Source organism: Actinomadura sp. NPDC049753, from assembly GCF_040674655.1.
GTDB classification, from domain to species: Bacteria; Actinomycetota; Actinomycetes; order Streptosporangiales; family Streptosporangiaceae; genus Spirillospora; species Spirillospora verrucosospora.
In genome coordinates, this window is sequence record NZ_JBFARL010000088.1 from 1 (window position 1) to 25,163 (window position 25,163).

27 protein-coding genes are annotated in these 25,163 nt (G+C 73.2%); 10 read left to right on the forward strand and 17 right to left on the reverse strand.

Annotated features, from left to right (window positions below; translation table 11 throughout):
- Nucleotides 1–102: 102 nt before the first annotated feature.
- The 3 genes from helR to AB0K37_RS22530 all read right to left on the reverse strand — a co-directional run bounded on the left by helR (nt 103) and on the right by AB0K37_RS22530 (nt 3,588).
- Nucleotides 103–2,274 (reverse strand): RNA polymerase recycling motor ATPase HelR, encoded by a 2,172-nt coding sequence (gene helR / locus AB0K37_RS22520; RefSeq protein ID WP_363984106.1) that lies wholly within the window; start codon nt 2,272–2,274, stop codon nt 103–105.
- A 274-nt stretch (nt 2,275–2,548) separates the two neighbouring features.
- Nucleotides 2,549–3,040: a cupin domain-containing protein gene (locus tag AB0K37_RS22525; RefSeq protein WP_363984108.1), complete on the reverse strand. Its 492-nt coding sequence runs from the start codon at nt 3,038–3,040 to the stop codon at nt 2,549–2,551.
- Nucleotides 3,041–3,102: 62 nt separating this feature from the next.
- A complete protein-coding gene (locus AB0K37_RS22530) occupies nt 3,103–3,588 on the reverse strand; it encodes a carboxymuconolactone decarboxylase family protein (RefSeq protein ID WP_363984110.1) in 486 nt (161 codons plus the stop codon).
- A 237-nt stretch (nt 3,589–3,825) separates the two neighbouring features.
- On the opposite strand from AB0K37_RS22530, the gene AB0K37_RS22535 reads away from it, so the two are divergent.
- From AB0K37_RS22535 to AB0K37_RS22550, 4 genes are all read left to right on the forward strand, one after another.
- A complete protein-coding gene (locus tag AB0K37_RS22535) occupies nt 3,826–3,990 on the forward strand; it encodes a hypothetical protein (protein WP_363984112.1) in 165 nt (54 codons plus the stop codon).
- Nucleotides 3,991–4,055: 65 nt separating this feature from the next.
- Complete coding sequence (locus tag AB0K37_RS22540) at nt 4,056–4,313, forward strand: hypothetical protein (protein ID WP_363984114.1); 258 nt, start codon at nt 4,056–4,058, stop codon at nt 4,311–4,313.
- Between the two features lie 160 nt (nt 4,314–4,473).
- Nucleotides 4,474–5,136: a hypothetical protein gene (locus AB0K37_RS22545; RefSeq protein WP_363984116.1), complete on the forward strand. Its 663-nt coding sequence runs from the start codon at nt 4,474–4,476 to the stop codon at nt 5,134–5,136.
- Nucleotides 5,137–5,153: 17 nt separating this feature from the next.
- Nucleotides 5,154–5,417 (forward strand): hypothetical protein, encoded by a 264-nt coding sequence (locus AB0K37_RS22550; RefSeq protein WP_363984170.1) that lies wholly within the window; start codon nt 5,154–5,156, stop codon nt 5,415–5,417.
- 39 nt (nt 5,418–5,456) lie between these two features.
- Here AB0K37_RS22550 and AB0K37_RS22555 read toward each other — a convergent pair whose 3' ends face one another.
- Nucleotides 5,457–5,963 (reverse strand): hypothetical protein, encoded by a 507-nt coding sequence (locus AB0K37_RS22555; protein ID WP_363984118.1) that lies wholly within the window; start codon nt 5,961–5,963, stop codon nt 5,457–5,459.
- A 6-nt stretch (nt 5,964–5,969) separates the two neighbouring features.
- Complete coding sequence (locus AB0K37_RS22560; RefSeq protein WP_363984120.1) at nt 5,970–8,093, reverse strand: MMPL family transporter; 2,124 nt, start codon at nt 8,091–8,093, stop codon at nt 5,970–5,972.
- 94 nt (nt 8,094–8,187) lie between these two features.
- On the opposite strand from AB0K37_RS22560, the gene AB0K37_RS22565 reads away from it, so the two are divergent.
- Nucleotides 8,188–8,682 (forward strand): MarR family winged helix-turn-helix transcriptional regulator, encoded by a 495-nt coding sequence (locus AB0K37_RS22565; protein WP_363984122.1) that lies wholly within the window; start codon nt 8,188–8,190, stop codon nt 8,680–8,682.
- On the opposite strand, the gene AB0K37_RS22570 is transcribed toward AB0K37_RS22565, so the two are convergent.
- Entirely contained in the window at nt 8,679–9,089 is a 411-nt protein-coding gene (locus AB0K37_RS22570) for a VOC family protein (RefSeq protein WP_363984124.1), read from the reverse strand. The two genes, AB0K37_RS22565 and AB0K37_RS22570, sit on opposite strands and share 4 nt — an antisense overlap.
- Nucleotides 9,090–9,159: 70 nt before the next feature.
- Between AB0K37_RS22570 and AB0K37_RS22575 the strand changes: the two genes are divergently transcribed.
- The gene (locus AB0K37_RS22575) at nt 9,160–10,032 is read left to right on the forward strand and encodes a class I SAM-dependent methyltransferase (RefSeq protein WP_363984126.1); all 873 of its coding nucleotides are present in this window, start codon (nt 9,160–9,162) and stop codon (nt 10,030–10,032) included.
- 285 nt (nt 10,033–10,317) lie between these two features.
- Nucleotides 10,318–10,650, forward strand: coding sequence for a MerR family transcriptional regulator (locus AB0K37_RS22580; protein ID WP_363984128.1), 333 nt, complete (start codon nt 10,318–10,320; stop codon nt 10,648–10,650).
- Nucleotides 10,651–10,664: 14 nt separating this feature from the next.
- Here the strand turns inward: AB0K37_RS22580 and AB0K37_RS22585 are convergent, their stop codons facing one another.
- A complete protein-coding gene (locus AB0K37_RS22585; RefSeq protein WP_363984130.1) occupies nt 10,665–11,414 on the reverse strand; it encodes a ZIP family zinc transporter in 750 nt (249 codons plus the stop codon).
- A 258-nt stretch (nt 11,415–11,672) separates the two neighbouring features.
- On the opposite strand from AB0K37_RS22585, the gene AB0K37_RS22590 reads away from it, so the two are divergent.
- Entirely contained in the window at nt 11,673–12,359 is a 687-nt protein-coding gene (locus AB0K37_RS22590; RefSeq protein WP_363984132.1) for a pentapeptide repeat-containing protein, read from the forward strand.
- Nucleotides 12,360–12,401: 42 nt separating this feature from the next.
- Here AB0K37_RS22590 and AB0K37_RS22595 read toward each other — a convergent pair whose 3' ends face one another.
- Nucleotides 12,402–12,674 carry a metal-sensitive transcriptional regulator gene (locus tag AB0K37_RS22595; protein WP_363984134.1) on the reverse strand — a complete coding sequence of 91 codons (273 nt, stop codon included), beginning with the start codon at nt 12,672–12,674 and terminating at the stop codon, nt 12,402–12,404.
- An 11-nt stretch (nt 12,675–12,685) separates the two neighbouring features.
- Nucleotides 12,686–13,054, reverse strand: coding sequence for a thioredoxin domain-containing protein (locus AB0K37_RS22600; protein WP_363984136.1), 369 nt, complete (start codon nt 13,052–13,054; stop codon nt 12,686–12,688).
- 164 nt (nt 13,055–13,218) lie between these two features.
- Here AB0K37_RS22600 and AB0K37_RS22605 point away from each other — a divergent pair, with 164 nt between their 5' ends.
- Nucleotides 13,219–13,608: a DUF302 domain-containing protein gene (locus AB0K37_RS22605; protein ID WP_363984138.1), complete on the forward strand. Its 390-nt coding sequence runs from the start codon at nt 13,219–13,221 to the stop codon at nt 13,606–13,608.
- Nucleotides 13,609–13,618: 10 nt separating this feature from the next.
- On the opposite strand, the gene AB0K37_RS22610 is transcribed toward AB0K37_RS22605, so the two are convergent.
- Together AB0K37_RS22610 and AB0K37_RS22615 are read right to left on the reverse strand one after the other, a co-directional pair.
- Nucleotides 13,619–14,362: a cupin domain-containing protein gene (locus AB0K37_RS22610; protein WP_363984140.1), complete on the reverse strand. Its 744-nt coding sequence runs from the start codon at nt 14,360–14,362 to the stop codon at nt 13,619–13,621.
- Nucleotides 14,363–14,378: 16 nt separating this feature from the next.
- Nucleotides 14,379–14,945: a TetR/AcrR family transcriptional regulator gene (locus tag AB0K37_RS22615; RefSeq protein ID WP_363984142.1), complete on the reverse strand. Its 567-nt coding sequence runs from the start codon at nt 14,943–14,945 to the stop codon at nt 14,379–14,381.
- A 373-nt stretch (nt 14,946–15,318) separates the two neighbouring features.
- Here AB0K37_RS22615 and AB0K37_RS22620 point away from each other — a divergent pair, with 373 nt between their 5' ends.
- Nucleotides 15,319–16,485 carry an MFS transporter gene (locus AB0K37_RS22620; protein ID WP_363984168.1) on the forward strand — a complete coding sequence of 389 codons (1,167 nt, stop codon included), beginning with the start codon at nt 15,319–15,321 and terminating at the stop codon, nt 16,483–16,485.
- Here the strand turns inward: AB0K37_RS22620 and AB0K37_RS22625 are convergent.
- From AB0K37_RS22625 to kdpF, 6 genes are all read right to left on the reverse strand, one after another.
- Nucleotides 16,406–16,990, reverse strand: coding sequence for an SPFH domain-containing protein (locus AB0K37_RS22625; RefSeq protein ID WP_363984144.1), 585 nt, complete (start codon nt 16,988–16,990; stop codon nt 16,406–16,408). The two genes, AB0K37_RS22620 and AB0K37_RS22625, sit on opposite strands and share 80 nt — an antisense overlap.
- 127 nt (nt 16,991–17,117) lie before the next feature.
- Nucleotides 17,118–19,838 carry a DUF4118 domain-containing protein gene (locus AB0K37_RS22630; protein WP_363984146.1) on the reverse strand — a complete coding sequence of 907 codons (2,721 nt, stop codon included), beginning with the start codon at nt 19,836–19,838 and terminating at the stop codon, nt 17,118–17,120.
- 32 nt (nt 19,839–19,870) lie between these two features.
- Nucleotides 19,871–20,779 carry a potassium-transporting ATPase subunit C gene (locus tag AB0K37_RS22635; RefSeq protein ID WP_363984148.1) on the reverse strand — a complete coding sequence of 303 codons (909 nt, stop codon included), beginning with the start codon at nt 20,777–20,779 and terminating at the stop codon, nt 19,871–19,873.
- Nucleotide 20,780: 1 nt separating this feature from the next.
- Nucleotides 20,781–22,955, reverse strand: a complete 2,175-nt coding sequence (gene kdpB, locus AB0K37_RS22640) for a potassium-transporting ATPase subunit KdpB (protein WP_363984150.1) — start codon at nt 22,953–22,955, stop codon at nt 20,781–20,783.
- Nucleotides 22,952–24,622, reverse strand: a complete 1,671-nt coding sequence (kdpA, locus tag AB0K37_RS22645; protein WP_363984152.1) for a potassium-transporting ATPase subunit KdpA — start codon at nt 24,620–24,622, stop codon at nt 22,952–22,954. Before kdpA ends, kdpB begins: the two co-directional genes overlap by 4 nt.
- Entirely contained in the window at nt 24,623–24,712 is a 90-nt protein-coding gene (gene kdpF / locus AB0K37_RS22650) for a K(+)-transporting ATPase subunit F (protein ID WP_363984154.1), read from the reverse strand. It lies immediately after the preceding gene.
- Nucleotides 24,713–25,163 lie beyond the last annotated feature (451 nt).

Genomic DNA, 25,163 nt, shown 5'->3' on the forward strand with positions numbered 1-25,163 from the left:
CGCCCCCCCGGGCCCCCCGGGCTCGGCGGCCCGAGCCCGGCGAGCCAGGTCGGTGACTGACCCTCCAGGCCCCGGTCGGCCGGGGCGTCCGCTCGGACGGTGTCAGGAGCCCGTGAGGATGACGAGTTCCCGCGTCGCCCGGGTCATCGCGACGTAGCGGTCGACCGCTCCTTCGATGCCCTCGCCGAACCCGTCCGGGTCGACGAGCACGACGAGGTCGAACTCCAGCCCCTTGGCCAGTTCGGGGGTCAGTGACCGGACGCGGGGCCGTCCCGGGAACGCGGGGGCGCCGATGACGCAGGCGACCCCGTCGTCGTTCGCGTCGAGCCAGGCGTCGAGGACCCGGTCCAGGTCCGCGACCGGTCCGCGGACGACGGGAACGCCGGTGCCGCGGATCGAGGTCGGCACGTTGGCGTCCGGGAGCGCGGCCCGGATGACCGGCTCGGCCTCCGCCATGATCTCCTCCGGCGTCCGGTAGTTGATGCCGAGGGAGGCCAGCTCGATCCGGTCGAGCCCGACCCGTTCGAGCCGCTCCCGCCACGACTCGGTGAACCCGTGCCTGGCCTGCGCGCGGTCCCCGACGATGGTGAAGCTCCGCGACGGGCAGCGCAGCAGCAGCATCTGCCACTCCGCGTCGGTCAGCTCCTGCGCCTCGTCCACGACGACGTGCGCGAACGGACCGGCGAGCAGGTCGGGGTCGGCGCCGCCCAGCGCGCTCTCGTCGACGAGGGCCTCGTGGAAGTCCTCGCCGCGCAGCATCGTCACCAGCCCCGTCCCGTACTCGTCGTCGGCCACCTCGGCGAGGTCGTCCACGACCCTTTCCCTGCGCTCGCGCTCGGCGGCGACGGCGGCCTCGCGGCGGCGCCTGCGCAGCGAGGCCCCCGGGTCGCCGAGGCGCTGCCGCGCTGCGTCCAGGAGCGGCAGGTCCGAGACCGTCCGGGCCTGGGCGTCCTCGCGCTGCAGCCTGCGGATCTCGTCCCTGCCGAGCCAGGGAGCGCACAGGCGCAGGTAGGCGGGCACCGACCACAGGTCCCCGACGAGGTCGGCCGCCTCGATCAGCGGCCACGCCCGGTTGAAGGCGGTGCGCAGCTCCCGGTCCTGCCCGAGCGACCTGCGGAGCAGGTCGGGCGACGCCGCGCCCTCGCCCTCGTCCACCCCCTCGTGCTTGTCCGCGAGGATCGTGAGCAGCTCCTCCCAGATCTGGTCGCGCGCCTCGTTGTGCGGCGTGCCGGGCTCCGGCGCCTGGAACGCCTCGGCCCAGTCGGCGGGGCTCAGCCAGACCTGGCCCCAGTGGGTGGCGACCTCCATGCCCTCGGTGGGCGGGTTCTCGTAGAACGCGACGGCCTTCTCGATCGCCTTCACCATGTCCGCGGACGACTTCAGGCGGGCCGCCTCCGGGTCGGTCTCGACCGCCGCGCCGGGCCCCTCGGCGACGAGGTCGCGCAGGGTGCAGATCTGCACGCCCTCCTCCCCGAGGCTCGGGAGCACGTCGGACACGTAGGCCAGGTAGGGCTGGTGCGGGCCGACGAACAGCACCCCGCCGCGGTGGTGGCCGAGGCGGGGGTCGGAGTAGAGGAGGTAGGCGGAGCGGTGCAGGGCGACGACCGTCTTGCCCGTCCCCGGTCCGCCGTCGACGACGAGGGCGCCGCGGGACCCCGCGCGGATGATCGCGTCCTGGTCGGCCTGGATGGTGCCGAGCACGTCGCGCATCCGGTCCGAGCGGTCGCTCCCCAGGCTTGCGATGAACGCGGACTGGTCGTCCAGCGCCGCGTGCCCCGCGAACCCCTCCGCGGTGAACACCTCGTCCCAGTAGTCGCTGATCCGGCCGCGGGTCCAGCGGTACCTGCGGCGGCTCGCCAGCCCCATCGGGTCGGCGTGGGTCGCCCCGAAGAACGGTTCGGCCGCGGGCGAGCGCCAGTCGAGCAGCAGCCGGCGGCCCGCGCCGTCGGTGAGCCCGAGCCGCCCGATGTACACGGGCTCGGAGCCGTCCGCGGCGGCCATGTGCCCGAGGCAGAGGTCCAGGCCGAAGCGGCGCAGCGTGCGCAGGCGCGCGGTCAGCCGGTGGATCTCCACGTCCCGGTCCATCGCGCCCTGGCCGATCCCCCCGGGCGCCCTGCGCTCGGCTTCGAGGCGGTCGGACAGGTTGGAGATCGTCTGGTCGAGGCACTGCGCGACGGCCGCGAAATGCCGCTCGTCACGCTCGATCAGCGCCGGGTCGGCCTTGGCGGACAGGCGCTCGGGGAGGTCGAACACGCTGGCGGTCAGAGGATTCACGTATCGGCTCCGGGTCGTGATCGCTGGTCGTGGCGGCGGGTTCCCGCGACCGCCCGGGAGCCGCCGGCGGACCGCCGTCCCCGCGCCACTGGCACGACGACGACGGCCCTGCGCTGCGCCCCCGGTCTCCGCAGGTTCCGGCCTCGGCGGACGATTCTGCGGCACGACCCGGGTCTTGCCGCAAGCCCCCCGGTGCGCTATACGTTGAGAGTGGCGGGGAGAGTCGCCCTCCGCGCGCCCTCCGCCGCCCCTCCCGCGTGTTCCCGGCCCCGCCTCAGACCATGTACTGGTCGTGGCGGTGGTAGAGGTCGGCCCACTCCTTCTCGCTGAGCCGCCGCCCGCTCCCCACGATCTCCGCCAGCTCCTCGAAGTAGGCCTCGCGCGGAGCCCCCGGGGCGAACAGGACCAGCATCGAGGCCGCCCCGTGCGGATTGTCGAACGCGTGGATCCCACCCGGCGGGACGAACAGGAAGTCGCCGGGCGAGGCATCGACCCAGCGGTCCCCGTCGTAGAGCGCGACGGTGCCGGACAGGACGAAGAACGACTCCGACATCGTCTTGTGGAAGTGCGCGCCCGCGCCGCGCCCTGGCTCGGCACTCATGTCCCACCGGTAGAGCCCGTACTGGCCGCCGGTGGATTCGCCCGTGGCCAGGTAGTGCACCTCGGAGCGCGTGCCGATCAGCAGGTCGGGCGCGGACCCGCCCTTGCGCATCGTGCCGCTGACCTCGCCCTCGTCTCCGTGGAAGAGCTCTTTCGGGTACGACATTCCGGCCTCCTCTTCGACTGTCCTCCCATCGTGGCTGCCCGCCCTGACGTTTCCCGCCCCGGTCAGTCCGCCATGGCGGCGAACATGCCGGGCTCGTAGGAGCCGCCCTGGTTGCGCGCGATCACGCCGAGCCGGTTGGCCGCGTTGATCATGGCCACCAGGTAGACCAGCGCGGCGAGCTGGTCGTCGTCGTAGTGCTCGCGGGCCCGGGCCCATGTCTCGTCCGAGACGCCCTGGTACGCGTCGGCGAGCCGGGTGCCCTCCTCGGCCAGCGCCAGCGCGGCCCGCTCGGCCTCGGTGAAGACGGTCGACTCGCGCCAGGCGGCGACCAGGTGCAGCCGGACCGCGCTCTCTCCGGCGGCCGCGGCCTCCTTGGTGTGGAGGTCCACGCACCAGCCGCAGCCGTTGATCTGGCTGGCCCGCAGCATCACCAGCTCCTGCAGGTCCCGGGGCAGCGACGACTGCTCGATCGCCACGCTGACGGCGGCGAACCGCCTGCCCACCTTGGCGGCGAACGCGTTGGTCATCAGGTTCAGACGGGGTTCCATGCCTTGCTCCCAGCGTGTTGGGGTGCGCACCGCGGGGATCGTTCCCGCGGCGTCCTGACGACCATGGAGATGCCGGCGCCCCGCGCCGCGTGACAGCGCCGCCCTGTGACCTGAGCCACCGTCCGGGGCTGTCGGGACGGAGGGCGGGGGCCCCGGGTCGTTAGAGCCGGGTGTGGCCGGGTAGCCGTATGCGGTGGCCGGAGGAGCCGGCGACTCATCGACACCGAGGGGGCGGAGTTGACCACGCCGGAGGAGAACGCTCCGAAGACCGACGACACCGACCAGGTGGAGCCCGACCAGGAACGCGGGAAGCGGCCTGATGTGCGCACCGAACTGGGCGCCGAGCTTGAGGACAAGATGGCGGAGAAGGGGCTGTCCCGGGACGACTTCTCCGAGTCCTGAGGAGGTCCCGTCGCCAGTGCCCCGTGTGCCTCGGCGGGAATCTTCGCAGAGGCGGAAGGAATGATGTGTCGACTGTCCAGACGAGTTCGCAGGCCACCGAGGCGCCGCCCGCCAGGGCCACGGTCGCCGACACGCTCCGGATCGGCGCGACGGTGTTCGTCCCGACGCTCGCCCGGGGGGTGCTGGCGCGCCGCCCGCGCCTGGTGGCGCTGGCCGAGGCGGTCCAGGCGGACCGGCGGGCGGGACGGCTGCTGCAGCGGATGCGCGCACGGTACGGTCCGGGCCGCTACGGCTCGCCGTCCCGGGACGCTCGTTCGCCCTGATCCTCTCCGCGGGTGACGTCGAGCGTGTCCTGACCTGCTCGCCCGAGCCGTTCGCGATCGCATCGAAGGAGAAGCGCGCCGCCGTCGAGCACTTCCAGCCGCACGGGGTGCTGGCGCCCACGGCGCCGAGCGCGCCGAGCGGCGCCGGTTCAACGAGACCGTGCTGGACACTCCGCAACCGGTGCACCGGCATGCCGGCGCGCTCCTGCCCAAGGTGCGCCAGGAGGCGGACGCGCTGGTGGACGCCGTCGCGCTCGCCGGCCGCCTGGACTGGGCGGACTTCCGGATGGCCTGGTGGCGGATGGTCCGGCGCGTCGTCCTCGGTGACGCCGCCCGGGACGACTCCGAGGTGAGCGACCTGCTCACCACGCTGCGGATGAACTCCAACTGGGCCTTCGCCCACCCGAGGCGCGACGGCGTGCGGGCCGAGTTCTTCCGCCGCCTGCGCCGCTACCTCGCCGACCCCGATCCGGGCAGCCTGGCCGGGCTCATGGCGGCGACCCGGGCATCGGAGGCCACCGCCCCTGAGGACCAGGTGCCGCAGTGGCTGTTCGCGTTCGAGTCCGCGGCCCTGGCGGCCTTCCGGACGCTCGCCCTACTGGCGTCCCACCCCGAGCACTTCCAGCAGGCCGGGCGCGAAGCGGGGACCGGCGACGCCGATCTGCCGTACCTGCGGGCGTGCGTCCAGGAGTCGGTGCGCCTGTGGCCCACCACCATGACGATCCTGCGCGACGCCACTCGTCCGACCGAGCGATCGGCGACGGCGCCGCCGCGTCCAAGGCCTTCCTGTACTCGTTCGCCCAGGCGCTCCGCCAGGAGCTGAGCGATACGGGCGTCAGCGTGACGGCGCTCCTGCCCGGGCCGACCGACACCGAGTTCTTCGACCGGGCGGGCCTCCAGGACACCAAGCTCGGCCAGATGGACAAGGACGATGCCGCGGAGGTGGCCCGCGAGGGCTTCGAGGCCCTCATGGCGGGCAAGGACCACGTCGTCGCCGGTTCATTCAAGAACAAGGTGCAGGTCGCCGGCTCCCGCGCCGTTCCGGACACGGTCAAGGCCAAGGCACACGGCAAGCTGACCAAGCCAGGGTCCGCCGACGACTGAGACGGGACGGGCGGCCTCCGCCGGGCGCTCCCCCAGCCGTTACTCGGGCAAGGGCTGAAGGCTCGGGTCGCAGAGGCGGCAGCCCAGCATGCCGTTGTAAAGAGCATGCTTCGGGCAGCGCTCCAGGAACTCGGAAGGCGGCGGGACGTTCCAGTCGGGCCGCGTCGCCGGAGTGTGCACCGGGATGGGCGCGGGCCATCCGTCCACCATCGCGCGGTATCGGCTGAGGTAGTCGTGCGCGAAAGGAGGGCGGTAGGCGAGCAGGTCCCAGCCGTGCCGGGTCAGCGCCAGGTCGATGACGCGCAGGAGGAACGCCTTCTCGGCCGGCCAGTTCGCCGTCCACGGGAGCTCGTTCAGATCGAACCCGTCCGTCCCGCGGCCGAGGCGGTGCCCGTCCGCGAAGAGCAGCACGAGGTTGCTCTCCCAGACGGATTCGGCGAGGGCGCACCCGGCGAGGGTGAGCACATCGAAGAAGACGTCCGTCCCGCCGTTGGACAGGTTCAGGTCACCCCCGGGCGTCCCGAGGGCTTCGAAGGTGTTGCTCACGCGTCGTCACCTGTCTCCCGGGGCGGATCGGACGGTCTCGGCCGTTCCGGCGTCCTGCGGATGGTGGTCGAAACGGGCGGGCCACCACACCTTGGGGCCGATCATACGGACGAGCGCCGGAACCAGCAGGGAGCGGACCACGAGCGTGTCCAGCAGCACGCCGAACGCGACGATGAACGCGATCTGCGCCAGGAACGACAACGGGATGACGACCAGGGCGGCGAACGTGGCGGCCAGCACGACCCCCGCCGAGGTGATGACTCCGCCGGTCGCCGTCAGACCGCGCAGGACGCCCTCCCGCACGCCCCAGCGCCGCGTCTCCTCCCGGACCCGCGACATCAGGAAGATGTTGTAGTCGACACCGAGCGCGACCAGGAACACGAAACCATAGAGCGGCACGGAGGCGTCCAGGCCGGTGAAGCCGAACAGGTGGCGGAACACCAGGGCCGCGACGCCGAGCGTGGCGACGTAGTTCAGCGCGACGGTCGCGATGAGCAGGACGGGCAGCGGCAACGAGCGCAGCAGCACCACCAGGATGACCAGGATGATCGCCAGGACGACCGGGATGATGAGGGTCCGGTCGTGGGCGGCGGTCTGCTGGGTGTCGTACTGCTGCGCGGTGTAGCCGCCGACCAGCGCGTCCGCCCCGGGGACGCCGTGCACCGCGGCGCGCAGGCGCTTGAGGGCGGCCTTCGCGGCGTCGCTGTCGGCGGCCGCCTTCAGCGTCGCGTCGATCCGGACGCGCCCGTCCACGATCTTCGGCGGCCCTCCGGGACGGCCCGACGCGCCGACGGGCGCGGCGTCCGCGACGCCCTCGGTGCGGGCGGCGGCCTCGGTCACGGCCCTGGCCCGCGCCGCGTCGGCGATGATGATCGCCGGCTGGCCGGACCCGCCGGGGAAGTGCTGGGAGAGCGTCCGCTGCGCGGCGATCGAGGGCGCGTCGTTGATGAACGTCTCGTCCAGCGGGACGCCGTGGGCGCGCAGCCCCGGCGCGAACGCGGCGCAGGCGATGAGGGCGATGCCCGTTCCGGCGACGACGCGGCGCGGGTGCAGGTCGACCAGGCCGGCGACGCGGGCCCACAGGCCCGTCCCCCCGTGGGCGCCTTCGGCCGGGTGCCTGGGCCTGGCGGGCCAGAACGCGACCCGTCCGAGCACGACGAGGACCGCCGGGAGGAACGTCAGCGCGCTGAGGACGGCGCAGGCGATGCCGATCGCGCCGACCGGCCCGAGGGCCCGGTTGTTGGTGAGGTTGCTGAGCAGCAGCGCGAGCAGTCCGAGCGCGACGGTGGCACCGCTGGCGACGATGGCTCCGAACGATCCGCGCACGGCCGCCCAGCCGGCGGCGAAGCGGTCCCGGCCCGCCGCCGTCTCCTCCCGGAAGCGGGCCGCCAGCAGCAGCGCGTAGTCGGTGGCGGCGCCGATCACCAGGATCGACAGGATGCCCTGGACCTGGCCGTCGACCCTGACGATGTCGTTCTTGGCGAGCGCGAAGACCACCGCGCACGCCAGGCCGAGCGCGAACACCGCCCCGAGGATGATCACCAGCGGGAGAAGCACGCTGCGGTAGACCAGCAGCAGGATGAGCAAGACGGCGACGAGCGCGACGCCAAGCAGCAGCCCGTCGATCCCGGCGAACGCGTCCGACAGGTCGGCCTGGGTGGCGGCCGGCCCGCTGATCTGCGCCTTCGTGCCGGGGACGGTCCTCGCCGCCGCCCGGACCTCGTCCAGCACGGCCGGCAGCTCGTCGCCGAGGTCGGGTCTGAGCGGGACGACGCCCTCCAGCGCCCGGCCGTCGTCCGAGCGCAGGGCGGGCGACGGCGTCCCGAGCGTGCCGGGCGCGCCCCGCAGGCCGGCGAGCGCGCGGGTCGCCGCGTCCCGCTGGGCGTCGGAGACCCGGCCGTTCACCGTCCACACGACGATGGCGGGCACGGTCTCCTTCTCGGCGAAGGCCTGCTGGGCCCGCAGGACCTGGGTGGACTCGGCGCTGCGTGGCAGGAAGGCGGCCTGGTCGTTGGTGGAGACCTCGCCGAGCTTCCCGGCGTACGGGCCGAAGGCGCCGCCGACGGCGAGCCAGACCAGGAGCAGCACGGCCGGGATCGCCCAGCGGACGGGGCGCGGCGGTGTACGCATCGGTGCCTCCAGCGAGTTCGTCCTGCGGCGGCCCTACCCACAAATAGCTCAATCATTAACTATCTCAATGATTGAGTTAATGTAATCTGTCCGCATGCCCGAGGGAGCGGAGGAGACGGAGGGTCCCGCCGGCCTCCGGACGTTCGCGGTCGAGCTGCGCCGGATGAACGCCGAGTTCAACCGGATCGCGCACGAGTTCGCCCACGCGAGCGGCCTGCACCCCACCGACGTCCAGGCCCTGGTCGCGATCATGGACGCGCCGCTGCGCTCCCCCGGCCGGCCGATGACCCCGGGCCGGCTGCGCGAGGAGCTGAACGTCACCTCCGGCGCGGTCACCGCCTGCCTCGACCGCCTCGAGCGCCTCGGCCACATCACCCGGACGCGCGACCCGGCCGACCGGCGGGTCGTCCATCTGCGGTACGAGCCGTCGGCGATGACCATGGGCCGCGAGTACTTCCGTCCCCTGGCGGAGAGCACCGATGCGGCGCGGAGCGGGTTCAGCGAGGAGGAGCTGCGTCTCGTCCTGCGCTTCCTGCGCGCGATGAACGAGGAGCTGTCGGCCCTCCGTACCCGGGGCTCCGGCCGCTAGGGGCGCGGCGGGTCCTCGGCCGGACCGAGCAGGTCCCAGCGGTTGCCGGCGAGATCGAGGAAGACGGCGACCCGTCCGTAGGGTTCGGAGCGGGGCGGCGTGACGAACTCGACGCCCGCGGCCGTCATGCGTTCGCGGGCGGCGTCGAAGTCCTCCACCCGCAGGAAGAACCCCACGCGCCCGGCGACCTGGTCGCCGACCACGGCGGCCTGCCGGGGCCCGTCCGCGCGGGCGAGCAGGATCCCGGTCTGAGCGCCCGGCGGCCGGACGACCACCCACCGCTTGGACCGCCCGTCGTTGGTGAGCGAAGGCGAGTCCTCGACCAGGTCGAACCCGAGGGCGCCGGTGAAGAATTCGACGGCTTCGTCGTAGTCGTCCACGACGATCGTGATGAGATCGAGCAGCACCGTCACGAGGGTACGGCGCGCCGCGGCCGTTTAGGCGATGAAGCGGCCGGCGAACGAAGGGACATCCGGCATGGACAACACGGAAGGAAGCCGCACCGCCGTACTCGTCTGCCAGGCCCGGGCCGTCGCGCACGGCCGCATGGCTCCCGACCGGTTCGCGGATCCCACCGCGTCGGCGCTGCTCCGTCCCGGCGAGCTCGCCGCGGTGGAGCGGGCCCGCTCGGGCGTGCCTCCCGAGGGGTGGGGCCCCCGGATGGAGTACGAGTTCCTGCGGGCCACGGCCGAGGGGCTGGTGCCCCGGACGGTCGCCGTCGACGACGCCGTCAGGGAGCGCGCCAGCCCGCAGGTCGTGATCCTCGGCGCCGGCCTGGACGGACGGGCCTGGCGGATGCCCGAGCTGGCCGGGACCGCCGTCTTCGAGGTCGACCACCCCCGCTCCCAGCAGGACAAGCGGCGGCGCGCCGCGGCTCTCTCCCCGCCCGCCGGGAAGATCGCCTTCGTGCCCGTCGACTTCACCGCCGACAGGCTCGACGACTCCCTGGACGCGGCGGGGCACCGGACCGACCGGCCCACCACCTGGATCTGGGAGGGCGTGGTCCCCTACCTGACCCGCGCTGAGGCGGCGGCCACGCTGCGGGCCCTCGCCAAGGCCTCCGCGCCGGGAAGCCGGCTCGTCGTCCACTACCAGTCGCCGTCGCTGGTCGCCTCGCTCGGCCGGCCGGCGGCCCGTGCGATGAGGCGGCTGTCCCGGCAGCCCGACCCGATGGCGCACGAACCCTGGCGGTCCGCATGGACACCGGCCGCCATGCGCGAGCTGCTGACCGGGCAGGGTTACGCGGTGGCCCGCGACACCGACCTGCTCACCCTGGCCGGGACGCTCGCCCTGCGCGTCCGCAGCCGGCGGTCTCTCGGTTCCGGCCGCGTGCTGGTCGCCGACCGCTAGCCCGACGCACCAGCCGGGGACGTCCGGCCGCCCTCCGCCATGCTTCCGGCTTTGCTCCGGGGCCCGGGTGACACAACGACGGCCGGTGGCGCTGAAGGGGATGTCGGCGGCCGGTCGCGTGGCCCGTCGGCACGGGCCCCGCCTCCCGACACCGCCGGTCACGAGGCGGGGCCCCCTCCTCACCTCCCGGCACGGTCGGAACCTTCGTCCCGCTGGAGCGGGCCCGCGCAGCCGGCCGCGCATGAACCCCGCCGGGCGGGAACACCTCCGTTGCAGGAGGTTCATGTGAACGCAGGTCAACTGCTCAACCGGCTCCCCGGGCTGACGTACCGGCAGCTCGACAGATGGACCAACGCCGGCTACCTGCGAGCGACGCAGGCGGGCGAAGGGGCGGGCCACGCCCGCGACTACAGCGCCGAGGAGGTCCGGGTCGCCGCGCTGATGGTCCGCCTCCACGGCGCGGGGCTGAACGTGGCCTCCTCCCACCGCGCGGCCCGCGCCCTGGCCGCCGGGCGGTCGGCGGTCCTGGCGCCGGGGGTCGAGGTCGTCGTCCACGACGGGGCCCCGGCCGCCGAGCCGCCCGAGGAGTCCCCCGGAGGGCCCCTCGCGGCGGCGTGAGGGGGCCGGGCGGCTCAGGCGTGCGACAGGGCGAACGCCGCCAGGAACCCCACGACGATGATCAGGCCGGTGAGCAGGTGGGTGTCCTCGTAGGCCTCGGGGATCATCGTGTCGGCGATCATGGTGAGGATGGCGCCGCCGGCCAGGGCGGTGATGCCGGCCAGGACGTCGTCGGAGGCGCCGCCGAGCACCGTGTAGCCCGATACGGCCGCCAGGGCGCTGATCACCGCGATCGCGGTCCACAGCCCGAAGACGTACCCGCGTCCGCGTCCCGCGCGGCGCATCCCCGAGGCGCTGGACAGCCCCTCGGGCACGTTGCTGATGAACACCGCGACCACGGTGACCAGGCTGACCGCGCCGCCGCCCAGGAGGCTCGTGCCGATCACGATGGACTCGGGCACGCCGTCCAGCAGCGCGCCCAGCGCGATCGCGCTCCCCGAGCCGGGCCGCTGCTCCTCCGACGGCTGCTGCCCGCCCGACCGCTTGCGGTGCCGCGCGCCCCTCCAGGCCAGGACGGCGTTGGCGCCCGCGTAGAGCACCGCACCGATCATCGCGCCGATCGCCGTCGGGGTCAGCCCGCCCTTCTCGTGCGCCTCGGCGATGAGGTCGAACGACACCGCCGACAGCAGCACGCCGCTGCCGAACGCCATCACGCTCGCCACGATGCGGGCCGGGACCGGCACGAGGAAGCCGACCAGGGCCCCCATCACCAGCGCCGACCCGGCCAGCAGGCCCCACCCTCCGGCCTGCAACGCTCCCTGCACGGCTCTCCCTTCGGTCCACGACCCCCACGCGAGCGCCGGCGTCGGCGCCCGGGCGCGGATCAAGATCCCGCCGACGCTCTGCTACCCGCAAATTCCCCGCAAAACGTTGCCGGGGCCCGCTCGATGGCGCCGTGCACGGGCGCCCCCGCCATCAGTGGCGGCGGTCGCCGGCATCCGCGCCGACTTCACGGCGGGGTAGACGTACGGGGAGATCCGCACCCGGGCAACCTACCGGTGGCCGGCTAGTAGGGTCGCCGCATGCCCGCTCGTACCCCCGCCTCGTCCCCGGTGAGAGAGCCCAGGCCACCGCAGATCCCCCGCAGGCTCACGCCTGCGGGGAAGGTCGAGCGGCACGTCCGGCACGACGGGAAGTACCTGTCGCTGGAGTACGGCGCGGACGCCCTCTCCATGGACGACCCGGACGGTGTCGAGGACGTCGAGTTCGAACGCTGCCGGTTCACCCAGACCGGCTTCTCCGGGTTGGTCCTGCATCGTGCGGGGTTCGCCGACTGCGCGTTCAGCGACGCCGACCTGGCGAACCTGCGGGCGTTCAACTCGCGGATGTTCAACACGCGGATCGTGAACGCGCGGATGACCGGGATGCAGCTCGCCGAGAGCGGGCTGCGGGACGTGCTGGTCGAGGGGTGCCGCGCCGACCTCACCGGCTTCAGGCACGCGCATCTGCGGGACGTGGTGTTCCGCGACTGCAACCTGGCCGAGGCGACCTTCCAGTCCGCCGAGATGACCGACGTCCGGTTCGAGAACTGCCGGCTCGGCGGCGCCCAGTTCTCCGGGGCCAGGATGAGAACGGTCCGGTTCCGCGGCTGCGACCTGCGCGGCGTCGCCGGCCTGGACTCCTTCCAGGGGGCGATCGTCGCGAGCGGCGACGCCATGAGCCTGCTGGACGCGTTCGCCGCGGAGCTCGGCATCACCATCGAAGACTGACCGGCCCGCCGGGACGCACAGCTCCCGGCGGGCCGGTCGGTCTCACGCGAGCGCGAGGAACAGCTTCTCCAGTTGCGCGCGGTCCGCGGCGGCCTGCGCGGTGCCCGCCTTCTCCGGCGCGGCGCAGCGCTCCAGCCCGGTAGCGATGATCTTGAAGCCCGCCCGGTCCAGGGCACGGGAGACCGCGGCCAGCTGGGTGACCGGCTCGGCGCAGTCCCGCCCCTCCTCGATCATCTTGATGACGCCGCCGATCTGGCCCTGCGCCCGCCTCAGCCGCAGCGCGACATCGTCGAGCGCCTTCTCGTCCAGTTCCATCCGGCGCCCCCTCAGGCACTGCGCTCGCGCTCGGCGGCCTGCCGGCGCACGTCGTCCAGGTCGACCGCGCGGGCGCCGTCGATCAGCTTCTCCAGCTCCTGCTCGGGGAGGGCGCCCGGCTGGGCGTACAGCACCACGTTCTCCCGAATGATCATCAGGGTGGGGATCGAGGTGATGCCGAACGCGCCGGCCAGCTCCGGCTGGGCCTCGGTGTCGACCTTGCCGAAGACGATGTCGTCGTGCCGCCCTGACACCCGCTCGTACACCGGCCCGAAGAAGCGGCACGGCCCGCACCAGTCGGCCCAGAAGTCGATGAGGAGCATGTCGTTTCCGTCGAGGACCTCGTCGAAGTTCTCGCGCGTCAGCTCTGTCGTCGCCATCACGGCCTCCTGTCCTTCGTAGATACCCCTACGGGTATAGGAACCAGAAGGTGAAAACCCATATTCCAGGCACAAAGCTCGCTTGGGGCATACGGGTAGGGGTATATTCGCAGCCGATGCGTCGGCCGAGCCGCACGGGGGAAGGGTTCCCCAGGGGGAGCATCATGGGTTACGCGATCACCGTCCGCCTGCGCCGGCCGTTCGGCGAGGCGGTCGAGCAGGTGCGCGCGGTCCTGAAGGACCAGGGCTTCGGCGTGCTGACCGAGATCGACGTGCGGGCCACCCTGCGCGAGAAGCTCGGCGAGGCGATGGAGGACTACCTCATCCTGGGGGCCTGCAACCCGCGGCTCGCACACCGGGCGCTCGGCGTCGACCGGCGGATCGGCCTGCTGCTGCCCTGCAACGTCGTGGTGCGCACCGACGGCGGCGACACCGTCGTGGAGGCGATGGACCCGCAGGTGATGGTGTCGGTCAGCGACCAGCCCGACCTTGGACCGGTCGCCGACGAGGCGGCGGAGCGACTGGCCGCCGCGCTGAGGCGGCTGGACGCCTGACCCTCCCCGCTCAGCGGCCGGGAAACTCGATCTCCGCGGCCTCGCCGTCGCCGAGCAGGAAGTACCCGAGGAACGTCACGCCGTCCTCCTCGGCGTCGAAGCGCGCGATCCGGGCGCCCTCGGGCTCGTAGAACACGTCGCCGGGACGCAGGACGGCCGCCGCCTCGCCTTCGATCTGGTAGACGGCCGTCCCGGTCTCGATGCTGCCGAAGACCGGTCCGTTGTGCACGTGCAGTCCGGCCGCCCTGCGGGGCGCGATGGTGATGCGCCGGACCTCGACCCGCTGCGTGCTGCGGGGCGCCGGCAGCACCTGGTCGAGCAGGACCGTACGGGTGACCGCCTGGACGTCCTCCACCCGGCCCCCGTGGTACTCGCCGTCGCCGACCGGCTCCCCGGCCTCGGTGGAAGACCCGTCGTCCGGCACCGGCTCGATGGCCAGATGCGTCATGGGACGGTCGGGAGCAGCGCCGTGCCAGTGCCATTCACCGGGCGCGATGTGCACGGTGTCTCCGGCCCGGATGGTCTCGACCGGCCCGCCGCGACGCTGAACGCGCCCCGCGCCTTCGGTGACGACCAGCACCTGCCCGAGCGGATGCCGATGCCACACGGTGCGGCTTCCCGGCGCGAAGCGGACACTGTCGACCTGCGTCCGCGCCCCTCCCTCGGGTTCGACCACCGGCGCGATCCAGGCGTCACCGGTGAACCACTCGGCCGGAGCGGGGACGCCGTCGAGGGGTCCCTGGGATATCTGCATGCCGTTCCTCCGATGGTCAGCGGACGGTGCGCGCGTCCAGCAGCGCGACGATCCCTGCGATCGCCTGGTCGAAGGGCTCCTGAGCGTCCGCTGCGCGGGCGAGGATGTAGCCGCCCTGGAGCGCGGCGACGATCGCGGCCGCGGTGGAGGCGGGGTCGACCGAAGGCTCCAGCTCTCCGCGCTCCACTCCCTCCTGAACCACCGCAGCGAGCCGGGCGCGCAGCCAGGCGAAGGTCTCCTCGACGGGCTCGCGCAGCGCGGGCGCGGCGATGACGTCGGGGTCCTGCGTGAGCCTTCCGATGGGGCATCCCCGCAGGACGTCCCGCTCCCGGCGCAGGTAGGCGGCGATGCGCTCGACGGCCGCGCCCGGCCCGGACAACTGCGCGTCGATGGAGGCGCGCATCTCCTCGACAGTCCGGTCGATGGCGGCGCGGGCGAGTTCCTCCTTGCCCGCGAAGTGGTGGTACATGCTGCCCTGGCCTGCGTCGGCCCGCTGCTGGATCGCCTTGGGGCTGGTCCCCACGTACCCGCGCTCCCACAGCAGCTCCCGCGCGCTCTCCACCAGCCGTTCCCTCGCACTCACCCGCTCAGTGTACATACCAATAGGTACAGAAGCTGAGCGCCGCCCCTCCTCACCTCTCCGGCATGCCCCCTGGTCTTCAGCTCCGACCGTGCTGGCGGCGTCGCTGCCGTCTCCACGGTCCGCCGTGCCCGCCGATCGACTCGTAGATGCTCATGGCGCCGACCCTTGACACTTATTGGTGCATCGCCAATAGCCGCCCGACTATGACGTCGTGAACCTGCCAGACCTGGGCCGATGCCACCTGTTGAGTGGGCAGGCACGACCACTCCCCCTCACAGGACGGAACCCGATGTCAACAGTGACCGCTTCGGCCGGCGGCTCTCCCACGTCAGCTCGGTCGAACCCGAACAACTGGCCGGCGGTGGTCTCGGTGATGATGGGGATCTTCGCGATCGTCACCACCGAGATCCTGCCGATCGGGCTGCTGACGTCCATCGGCTCCGGCTTCACCGTCTCCGACGGGACGGCCGGGCTGATGATGACCATGCCCGGCTACCTGGCGGCGGCCGCCGCGCCCGCGGTCACGGTCGCGACGGCGCGGATCGACCGGCGGCTCATGCTGTGCGGCTTCATGTTCCTGCTGGCTGCGGCGAACTTCATCGCCGCGGCCGCCCCGGCGTACTGGGCGGTGCTCGTCTCACGCGTCCTCGTCGGGGTGGTCATCGGCGGCTTCTGGTCGATCGGCGCGGGCCTCGCCGACCGGCTGGTCCCCGCACGGTCGGCGCGCCGGGCGACGGCGGTCGTCTTCTCGGCCGTCCCGCTGGGATCGGTTCTCGGCGTGCCGCTGGGGACGCTGATCGGAGACCTCGCGGGCTGGCGGACCAGCTTCGCGGTCATGGGCCTGCTGTCCGTGGCGGTGCTCATCGCGCTCGCCGTGCTCGTCCCCCCGCTGCCTTCGGAGAGGGCCACCCGCCTCACCGCGCTGCGCGGCATGATGCGCGGCCTCGACACTCGGCACGCGCTCCTGGTGACCGTCCTGGTCGTCCTCGCGCATTTCGGCGCCTACACCTACGTCACGCCCTTCCTGGAACGGGTGACGCATGTGTCCCCAGGGCTGATCACGGTGTTCCTGCTGACCTACGGTGCCGCGGGCATCCTGGGCAACTTCCTGGCAGGCACGGCTCTGGCCCGCCATCCGCACGCCACCTTCGGCGTGGCCGGTGGTCTGATCGCCTTCGCCACCCTGGCGCTTCCTTATCTGGGGCGATGGGATCTGGGCGCCATCGCCCTGCTCGTCCTGTGGGGCGCCGGCTACGGGGCCGTCCCGGTCTGTTCGCAGACCTGGTTCGCCAGAGCCGCCCCGCACGCCCCGGAGGCGGCCTCCGTCCTGTTCACGGCCTCGTTCCAGGCGACGCTGTCGACCGGCGCCCTGGTCGGCGGAGTCATCATGGACCGCACCTCCCCATCGACGATCATGATGCTGGGCGGGGCCACCGCGGCCGCCATGGTGGTGGCCGTGGTCAGCAGGCGGCCTCGCCGGTCAGCCAGCGGTGGAGGGCCGGGAGGGGCACGTCGGCCCGCACGACCTCCAGCGCGGTGATCTTCAGCCCCCACTCGGCGACGGCGGCGTCCAGGTCGGCGGCCAGAGGGTGCGCCCCGCCCGGGAGCAGGTCGCCCAGTTCGTTCAGGCGCCGCTGTGCCACGTGGCGGCGCAGACCGCCCTCCACGATGACGCTGACCGCGGCGGTCTGGGGAACCGGTCGCAGCGCGCAGCGGGCGGGATCCGACACCGACACCAGGGCCACGGCCTTCAGCCGCAGGAGCACCCCCTCGCGGGTGGGAGCCTCCAGCCATATGTCGAGGGGTCCCCATCTCATGGGGACGCGGACCCAGCGGTGCACGCCCGGCACCACCAGCGTGCGACCGGGCCCCCGCACCGTGGGAGGGCCGCCCAGGCGGGAGACCACCAGGCGCTCTCCCTCGGGGACCACCCGCAGCGACGCGACGGCCAGCATCGTGATCAGGACGAGGCAGGCCAGAAGCGCCAGCGACGGCCACGTGAGGTGACCGGGCAGCAGCTGCTCCCTCGCGAGGCCCTTGGCCATGCACCCTCCCCCGCCGGTCCGGCACCTTCGCCGGGTCTCCTCAGCCTCCATCGTCACCGCCGGACGGCTGCCTTGCCATCGGGTGCGACCACCAGATCGTCCAGTCCTGCCCTGTATAACCGCGACGTCAGCCTTGGCCGGGCCCGTCCGGTGGGGGTGTGCGGTCCTTGCCGTGGCCGATGCGGTCGCGCCAGTCGGCGACCCGGTCGACGATCAGGGGGTCGGCGAGGTCGGATTCCGGCACGCCCCGGCCCGGGGCGGCGGCCGGCCCCCCGGACGGCGGCGGGGGCCGCGGCGGGCGGGTCGGCATGGTGAGGACCATGGTCAACCCGCCGCCCGGGGTCTCCTCGGGGGTGAGGTCGCCGCCCATCGCCTCGGCGAGGCCGCAGGCGAGGGCCAGGTCGACGCCGGCCTCGTCGTCCCGGCCGCCGAGGCGCCGGAGCGGCTGGAAGAGGCGGTCGCGGTCGCCGAGCCGGACTCCGGGCCCGCGGTCGATGACGCGGATCTCCAGGCGGTCGCCGAGAGCGCTGGCGGTGACGAGGACCGGTGCGCCCGGCGGGTTGAAGCGGACGGCGTTGGCGATGACGTTGGCCAGGACGCGGCGCAGCAGGGCCGGGTCGGCGACCATCTCGGGCAGCCCCTCGGGGATGCGGAGCTCGACGGCCTCCCGGTCGTTCCCGCTGACGGCGCGGGGGACGGCGTCCCCGGCGGCGACCCGGCGCGGGGAGATGCCGAGCGAGCCGGACTGCAGGCGGCTCATGTCCAGCAGGTCGGCCACCAGATGGTCGAGCCGGGCCAGGGAGCCGGCGGCCGTGTCGACCGCGTCGTCGCGGCGCTCGCCGGGGCCGGGCGCGTCCGGGCCGCGCAGGCTCTCGACGGCGGCCCTCGCGGACGCGAGCGGGGCGCGCAGGTCGCGGCTGACGGTGGTGAGCAGCGCGGTGCGCATCTCCTCGGCGGCCTCCAGCGGCCGGAGCCGCCGGGCCCGCTCGGCGAGGCGCCGGTGGTGCAGCGCGACGGCGGCCTGGGCGGCGAACGCCTCCAGGACGCGCCGGTCCGAGGCGGGCAGGGTCCGTCCGCGCAGGACGAGGGACAGCGTCCCGTCCTCGACCAGGACGTCGGCCTCGCCGGCGTCCGGGCAGGTGCAGGGCTCGCCGCCGGTGCTGGCGACGATGTCCCAGCAGTCCGGGTCGCTGAGGCTGTCCGGGGTGACCGGCGCTTCGGGGTCGCGTTCCAGCAGCGTGACGGTGGTCAGCGCGAACGTCTCGCGGAGCCGTTCGAGGATGCCGCCGAGCGCGTCGTAGGGACGCCCGCGGGCGGTGACCCCGCCGTGCTCCCCACGTAGGATGTCCCCCGCCAGGGTGGACAGCACCTCCGCGTCGGCGCGGGCCCCGGCCACCTCTCTGCCGCGGCGGGCGGTGACGTCCACGACCGTGCTGACCGTCACTCCCACCACGACGAAGACGACGAGCTGGAGCAGCCCCTGGGTCCGCTCGACGGTGAAGCGCCCGGTCGGCGGGGTGAAGAAGTAGTTCAGCAGCAGGGAGCCGCCGATGGCGGCGAACAGCGCGGGATACAGCCCGCCCACCAGCGCCACCCCGACCACCGCGGCCTGGAAGAGCAGGATGTCGCTGGCCAGGGGCACCTGCCAGCGCATCTGCACCAGCAGGAGGGTCAGCAGCGGCAGCCCGGCCGCGGCCAGCGCGAACCCGGCGTGGCGGCGGGCGGCCGGAAGGCCCGCCGCCCGGTGCGCCCTCCAGCGGCGCCCCTGGCCGATCTCCTCGTGGGTGACGAGGTGCACGTCGATGGATCCGGACCGCGCCGTCGTCGTGACGCCGACGCCGGGCGAGAACATCTGCGCGACCTTTCCGCGCCGGGACGCGCCCAGGACGAGCTGGGTGGCGTTGACGCCGCCGGCGAAGTCCAGCAGCGCGTCCGGCACGTTCGCGCCGACGACCTGGTGGTAGCTGCCGCCGAGGCTCTCCACCAGGGCGCGCTGCCGGGTCAGGTTCGCCGGGCTCGCGCCGGTCAGCCCGTCGCTGCGGGCGACGTGGACGGCCAGCAGGTCGGCGCCCTTGGTGCGGGCGGCGACGCGGGCGGCGCGGCGGATCAGGGTGTCGCCCTCCGGCCCGCCGGTGAGCGCGACGACGACGCGTTCCCGCGCCTCCCACGTCCCGGCGATGCCGTGGTCGGCGCGGTAGCGGTCGAGCTGGTCGTCGACCTTGTCGGCCAGCCACAGCAGCGCCAGCTCGCGCAGGGCGGTGAGGTTGCCGGCCCGGAAGTAGTTGCCGAGCGCGGCGTCGATCCTCTCGGGCGGGTAGACGTTGCCGTGCGCCATCCTGCGGCGCAGCGCCTCGGGCGTCATGTCGACGAGTTCGACCTGGTCGGCACGGCGGACCACCTCGTCCGGGACGGTCTCGCGCTGCGGCACGCCGGTGATCTGCTCGACGACGTCGTTCACCGACTCCAGATGCTGGACGTTGACGTTGGTGACGACGTCGATGCCGGCGTCCAGGATCCGCTCGATGTCCTGCCAGCGCTTGGCGTGCCGGGAGCCGGGCACGTTGGTGTGCGCGAGCTCGTCGATGAGCGCGACCTGCGGGCGGCGGGCGATGACGGCGTCGGTGTCCATCTCGGTGAAGCTCGCGCCGCGGTAGGAGACGGCGGCGCGCGGGACGATCTCCAGCCCCTCCAGGAGCGCGGCGGTGCGGGGCCGGCCGTGGGTCTCGACGAAGCCGACGACCACGTCGGTCCCGCGGCCGGCGCGGCGGCCGCCTTCGGCGAGCATCGCGTAGGTCTTGCCCACGCCGGGCGCCGAGCCCAGGTAGACGCGCAACCTGCCGCGTCCCATCACACCTCCAGTCGCCGAGGTCCCTCGCGGGGTCAGCCGCGGACCGGATACTTCCGGTCCAGCGCGATGTTCAGCCTGAGGACGTTCACCCTGGGCTCGCCCATGAAGCCGAGGTCGCGGCCGTCGGTGCCGGCCGCGACCAGCCGCTCCACCTGGCCGGGCGCGACGCCGCGGGCCCGGGCCACCCGGCCGGTCTGGAGGGCGGCGTAGGCGGGCGAGATGTGCGGGTCCAGGCCGCTGCCGCCGGCGGTGACCGCGTCGGCCGGGACGGCGGGATCGGCGGGGGCGCCGCCCCTGACGGGCACGACCAGGCCGTCGGCGTAGTCCTCGCCGGAACGGGCCAGTTCCACGGCAACGCCCTCGTAGGCGGAGATGAACGGAGCCTCCACCACGCCCTGCTCCTCGTTCAGGCTGACCACCCGGGTCGGGTGCGGGACGGCGCCGTCCGCCGTGCGGCGCCCGAACACCGCCAGCACCGCGCCGACCCCGCCCGGGGTGCAGAACGGGCGCGCCCCGCTGACGCCTTCGAGGGCGCCGACGGCCTTGCTCCGCGAGCAGACCCGGGTGAGCAGGCTCAGCCTGCCGCTCTCCCCCGCCGCGGCCGTCTCCGGACCGGGCAGGGTGTCCACGATGTCCTCGGGACCCAGGTTACTCGCGGCCGTCGAGGTCGGGTCGTATCCGCTCCCGGCCTCCGAGGGGCGGCTCTGGAAGTACTGCCTGAGCGGGGCTCCGCCCCTGCCGGTGAACGACTGGCCGATCAGGGCGCTGCCGACCGTCCGGCCGCGCAGGGAGACGGTCGAGCCGCCGGCGCGGCTCTGGAGGCCGGGGATCTGCGCGACCGCGAACACGGCGAGCGGGTAGGCGACGCCGCAGACGGCCGTCAGCACGAGCAGGGCGCGCAGCGCGGCGAGGTGCTGCCGGACCCAGGTCGGATATGGCATGTCACGACATCCCGGGTAGTAGCCGGATGACCAGGTCGATGAGCTTGATCCCGACGAACGGCGCGACGATGCCGCCGAGACCGTAGACGCGGAGGTTGCGCGACAGCAGCCTGGACGCGCTGCTCGGCCGGTACCTCACCCCGCGCAGCGCCAGCGGGATCAAGGCGACGATGATCAGGGCGTTGAACACCACGGCCGACAGGATCGCCGACTGCGGGCTGGGCAGCCGCATGACGTTGAGCGCGTCCAGGCCCGGGTACAGGCCGGCGAACATCGCCGGGATGATCGCGAAGTACTTGGCGATGTCGTTGGCGATGGAGAACGTGGTCAGCGCCCCGCGGGTGATCAGCAGCTGCTTGCCGATCATCACTATCTCGATCAGCTTCGTGGGATCGGAGTCCAGGTCGACCATGTTCCCGGCCTCCTTGGCGGCCGAGGTGCCGGTGTTCATCGCCACCCCCACGTCGGCCTGGGCCAGGGCGGGGGCGTCGTTGGTACCGTCGCCGGTCATCGCGACGAGGCGGCCACCCTCCTGCTCCTTCTTGATCAGAGCGAGCTTGTCCTCCGGCCTGGCCTCGGCGAGGAAGTCGTCCACGCCCGCCTCGTCCGCGATCGCCCTGGCCGTGAGCGGGTTGTCACCGGTGATCATCACGGTGCGGATGCCCATCCGGCGCATCTCCTCGAACCGCTCCCGCATCCCCGCCTTGACCACGTCCTTGAGGGGGATGACCCCGAGGACCCTCGCCGCGCCGTGCGCGACCTCGCCGACGACCAGCGGTGTGCCGCCGGACGCGGAGATGCCGTCCACGACGCGGCTCAGCTCTCCGGGCACGGTCCCGCCCCGCCGGCGCACCCAGTCGGCGACCGCCCCCGCCGCGCCCTTGCGCAGCAGCCTGTCCGGCCCGCGGTCCCCGGGCTCACCCAGGTCGACGCCGCTCATCCGGGTCTGCGCCGAGAACGGCACCCACCGCGCCTGCGACAGCTCGCCCGGCGAGCGCTCCCGCAGGCCGTACCGCCGCTTGGCGAGGACCACCACGGAGCGGCCCTCGGGCGTCTGGTCCGCGAGGCTGGACAGCTGCGCCGCGTCGGCCAGCTCGCCCTCACCGACGCCCTGGACGGGCAGGAACTCCGCCGCCTCCCGGTTCCCGAGGGTGATCGTGCCGGTCTTGTCCAGCAGCAGGGTGTTGACGTCGCCCGCCGCCTCCACCGCGCGCCCCGACATCGCCAGCACGTTGCGCTGGACCAGCCGGTCCATGCCCGCGATGCCGATCGCCGACAGCAGCGCCCCGATCGTCGTCGGGATCAGGCACACCAGCAGCGACACGAGCACGACGCCGGTGACCCCGTCCGCGTTCAGGGCGAGGCTGTCGCCGACTCCGGGGTTGATGGCCCTGGAGAAGACCGCCAGCGGCTGCAGCGTCGCCACCGCCAGCAGGAAGATGACCGTCAGCGCGGTGAGCAGGATGTGCAGGGCGATCTCGTTGGGCGTCTTCTGCCGGCTCGACCCCTCCACCAGCGCGATCATCCGGTCGATGAACGACTCCCCCGGCCGCTGGGTGATCTTCACGACGACGCGGTCCGACAGCACCCTCGTCCCGCCGGTCACCGCCGAGCGGTCCCCGCCCGACTCCCGGATCACCGGGGCCGACTCCCCCGTGATCGCCGACTCGTCCACGCTCGCGATGCCCTCGACCACGTCCCCGTCACCGGGGACGACCTCCCCCGCCTCGACGACGACGTGGTCGCCCTCCCGCAGCCGCGTGGCGGCGACCGCCTCCTCCCGGACCCGCTCGCGGCCCGGCGTCCAGTCGAGCAGGCGGCGGGCCACGGCGTCGGTCTTCGCCCTGCGCAGCGAGTCGGCCTGCGCCTTGCCGCGGCCCTCGGCGACCGCCTCCGCGAGGTTGGCGAACAGCACGGTCAGCCAGAGCCACACCGCGATCAGCCAGGCGAAGACGCTCGGGCGCAGGCCGGCCAGGACCGTGGTCCACACCGCGCCCACCTCGACGATCAGCATGACGGGGTTGTGCCACAGCGTGCGCGGGTCGAGCTTGACCGCCGCGTCCGGCAGGGACCTCAGCACCTGCCTCGGATCGAGCAGGCCGCCCCGGGCCCCGCCGCCGCGGCGTTCCGGCGGCCGCGGCGAGGGGCCCGTCGCACGGCGGACCCGCGCGGTCATGTGTGGAGGCCTTCGGCGAGCGGTCCCAGCGCCAGCGCGGGCAGGAACGTCAGGGCGACGAGGACGACGGTGACGCCGACGACGAGCCCGACGAACTGCGGCCGGTGCGTGGGCAGCGTGCCCTCCGAGGCGGGGGCGTGGCCCTGCCTCGCCAGCGACCCCGCCAGCGCCAGCACGAAGACCATGGGGAGGAACCGGCCGAAGGCCATGCACAGCCCCAGCGCCGTGTTGTACCAGAGGGTGCCGGACGCCAGTCCGGCGAACGCCGAGCCGTTGTTGTTGGACGCCGAGGTGAACGCGTACAGCACCTCCGACAGGCCGTGCGGCCCGGGGTTCAGGATCCCGGCCCTGCCGTCGCCGGTCGCCATCGCCGCTCCCGTGCCGGCCAGCACCAGGATCGGGGTGATCAGGAAGTACAGCGCGGCGAACCTGATCTCCCGAGACCCGATCTTCTTGCCCAGGTACTCGGGCGTGCGGCCCACCATCAGCCCCGCCACGAACACGGTGACGACCGCCAGGATCAGGATCCCGTACAGGCCCGAGCCGACGCCGCCGGGCGCGACCTCGCCCAGCATCATGCCGATCAGCGCCATCATGCCGCCGAGGCCGGTGTAGGAGTCATGCGCCGAGTCCGTCGCGCCCGCCGACGTCATCGTGGTGCCGGTGGCGAAAGCCCCGGAGTCCGGCACCCCGAACCGGGTCTCCACGCCCTCCGTCGCAGCGCCGACCGCGGTCGGGACCGTGCCGTGGTGCATGAGCTGGAAGACCTGCATGAGGACGGCGCTGACGATCGCCAGCGCCGCCATCACCGAGACTAGGGCGTAGCCCTGCCCGTTGTCGCCGACCATCCGGCCGAACGTGCGCGGCAGCGAGAACGCGATGACCAGGAGCAGGAGGACCTCCAGCCAGTTCGTCCAGGCGGCGGGGTTCTCGAACGGATGCGCGGAGTTGACGGCGTAGAAGCCGCCGCCGTTCGTCCCGAGCAGCTTGATCGCCTCCTGGCTCGCCACCGGCCCGCCCGTCAGCGTCTGGGCGCCGCCCGCGATAGTGCGCACCCCGTGGTGCGCCGGATCCCAGAAGTTCTGCACCGCTCCGCCGGCGACCAGGACGAGCGCGGCGGCGAACGCGACGGGCAGCAGGATCCGCAGGGTGCCGCGGATCAGGTCGACCCAGAAGTTGCCCACGTGGTCGGTCCGCCTGCGGGCGAAGCCCCGCACCAGTGCGACGGCGACGGCCATGCCGACGGCGGCGGACGCGAAGTTCTGCACCGCCAGCCCCGCCATCTGCACCAGGTCGCCCATCGTCGACTCGCCCGCGTACGACTGCCAGTTGGTGTTGGTCACGAAGCTGACCGCCGTGTTCCACGCCTGGCCGGGCTCGACCGGCGGGAACCCCAGGCTCAGCACCAGGTGGCTCTGCAGCCGCTGCAGCCCGTACAGGAACAGGACGCTGACGGCCGAGAACGCCAGGACGCTGCGCGCGTAGACGGGCCAGGTCTGCTCGGCGTCCGGCGCGACCCCCGTCAGCCGGTAGACGATCCGCTCGACGCGCGCGTGCCTTGTGCCGGTGTAGACGCGGTACATGTAGTCGCCCAGCGGCCGGTACGCCGCCGCCAGAGCAAGGACGAGGGAGACGACGAAGACGGTTCCGGCGACGGTCGGGCTCATCTAGAAACGCTCCGGGAAGAGCAGGGCGACGATCAGGAAAACCGTCAGCAGCGCGGCCAGCGCGAGACCGATCGCGTTCTCGGCCGTCACAGCCTCTCCAGTCCCTTCACCGCGAGGGCGAGCAGGACGAAGACCGCCACCGTCAGCAGAACGAACACGACGTCGCCCATGGTCGTTTTCCTTCCAGGAGCGCGTGAAGCAAAGCGCCTGTCCGGGGAGTTTTGGCGGAACTTGACGGCCTCTTAGCGGCCGCGCCGGGTTCAGGGACGGCCGTCCGGGCGGCGCTCGCGGCCAGCGAGGAGGCGTCAGGCGGGCGCCGTCCTCGCGTTCGCGCTCCTCCAGGGCGACCTCGATCCGGGTCAAGGCGGAGCGCAGCCGGGGGACAAAGGGGTCGCGCCATCCGCCGGCACGAAAGCGCGATCAACTGCGAAGGGGCAGATGCGTTGCCCGAAAAGGAATTTCGTCAGCGAGCGCGCCAGTGCCAGAGTGGCGCGAGTTTCCAGCGCCCCAGCGTTTCCGCCATCGACTGGAATGCCCGGTA

Excerpts from the sequence above, each read along its gene's own strand:
- AB0K37_RS22605 (WP_363984138.1), top strand. The coding sequence starts at position 13,219 with ATGGGTTACGCGATCACCGTCCGCCTGCGCCGGCCGTTCGGCGAGGCG.
- AB0K37_RS22635 (WP_363984148.1), bottom strand. The coding sequence starts at position 20,779 with ATGCCATATCCGACCTGGGTCCGGCAGCACCTCGCCGCGCTGCGCGCC.
- AB0K37_RS22575 (WP_363984126.1), top strand. The coding sequence starts at position 9,160 with ATGGACAACACGGAAGGAAGCCGCACCGCCGTACTCGTCTGCCAGGCC.
- AB0K37_RS22565 (WP_363984122.1), top strand. The coding sequence starts at position 8,188 with ATGCCCGAGGGAGCGGAGGAGACGGAGGGTCCCGCCGGCCTCCGGACG.
- AB0K37_RS22560 (WP_363984120.1), bottom strand. The coding sequence starts at position 8,093 with ATGCGTACACCGCCGCGCCCCGTCCGCTGGGCGATCCCGGCCGTGCTG.
- kdpA (WP_363984152.1), bottom strand. The coding sequence starts at position 24,622 with ATGAGCCCGACCGTCGCCGGAACCGTCTTCGTCGTCTCCCTCGTCCTT.
- AB0K37_RS22620 (WP_363984168.1), top strand. The coding sequence starts at position 15,319 with ATGATGGGGATCTTCGCGATCGTCACCACCGAGATCCTGCCGATCGGG.
- AB0K37_RS22530 (WP_363984110.1), bottom strand. The coding sequence starts at position 3,588 with ATGGAACCCCGTCTGAACCTGATGACCAACGCGTTCGCCGCCAAGGTG.
- AB0K37_RS22625 (WP_363984144.1), bottom strand. The coding sequence starts at position 16,990 with ATGGCCAAGGGCCTCGCGAGGGAGCAGCTGCTGCCCGGTCACCTCACG.
- kdpB (WP_363984150.1), bottom strand. The coding sequence starts at position 22,955 with ATGACCGCGCGGGTCCGCCGTGCGACGGGCCCCTCGCCGCGGCCGCCG.
- AB0K37_RS22600 (WP_363984136.1), bottom strand. The coding sequence starts at position 13,054 with ATGGCGACGACAGAGCTGACGCGCGAGAACTTCGACGAGGTCCTCGAC.
- AB0K37_RS22525 (WP_363984108.1), bottom strand. The coding sequence starts at position 3,040 with ATGTCGTACCCGAAAGAGCTCTTCCACGGAGACGAGGGCGAGGTCAGC.
- AB0K37_RS22595 (WP_363984134.1), bottom strand. The coding sequence starts at position 12,674 with ATGGAACTGGACGAGAAGGCGCTCGACGATGTCGCGCTGCGGCTGAGG.
- AB0K37_RS22610 (WP_363984140.1), bottom strand. The coding sequence starts at position 14,362 with ATGCAGATATCCCAGGGACCCCTCGACGGCGTCCCCGCTCCGGCCGAG.
- AB0K37_RS22630 (WP_363984146.1), bottom strand. The coding sequence starts at position 19,838 with ATGGGACGCGGCAGGTTGCGCGTCTACCTGGGCTCGGCGCCCGGCGTG.
- AB0K37_RS22590 (WP_363984132.1), top strand. The coding sequence starts at position 11,673 with ATGCCCGCTCGTACCCCCGCCTCGTCCCCGGTGAGAGAGCCCAGGCCA.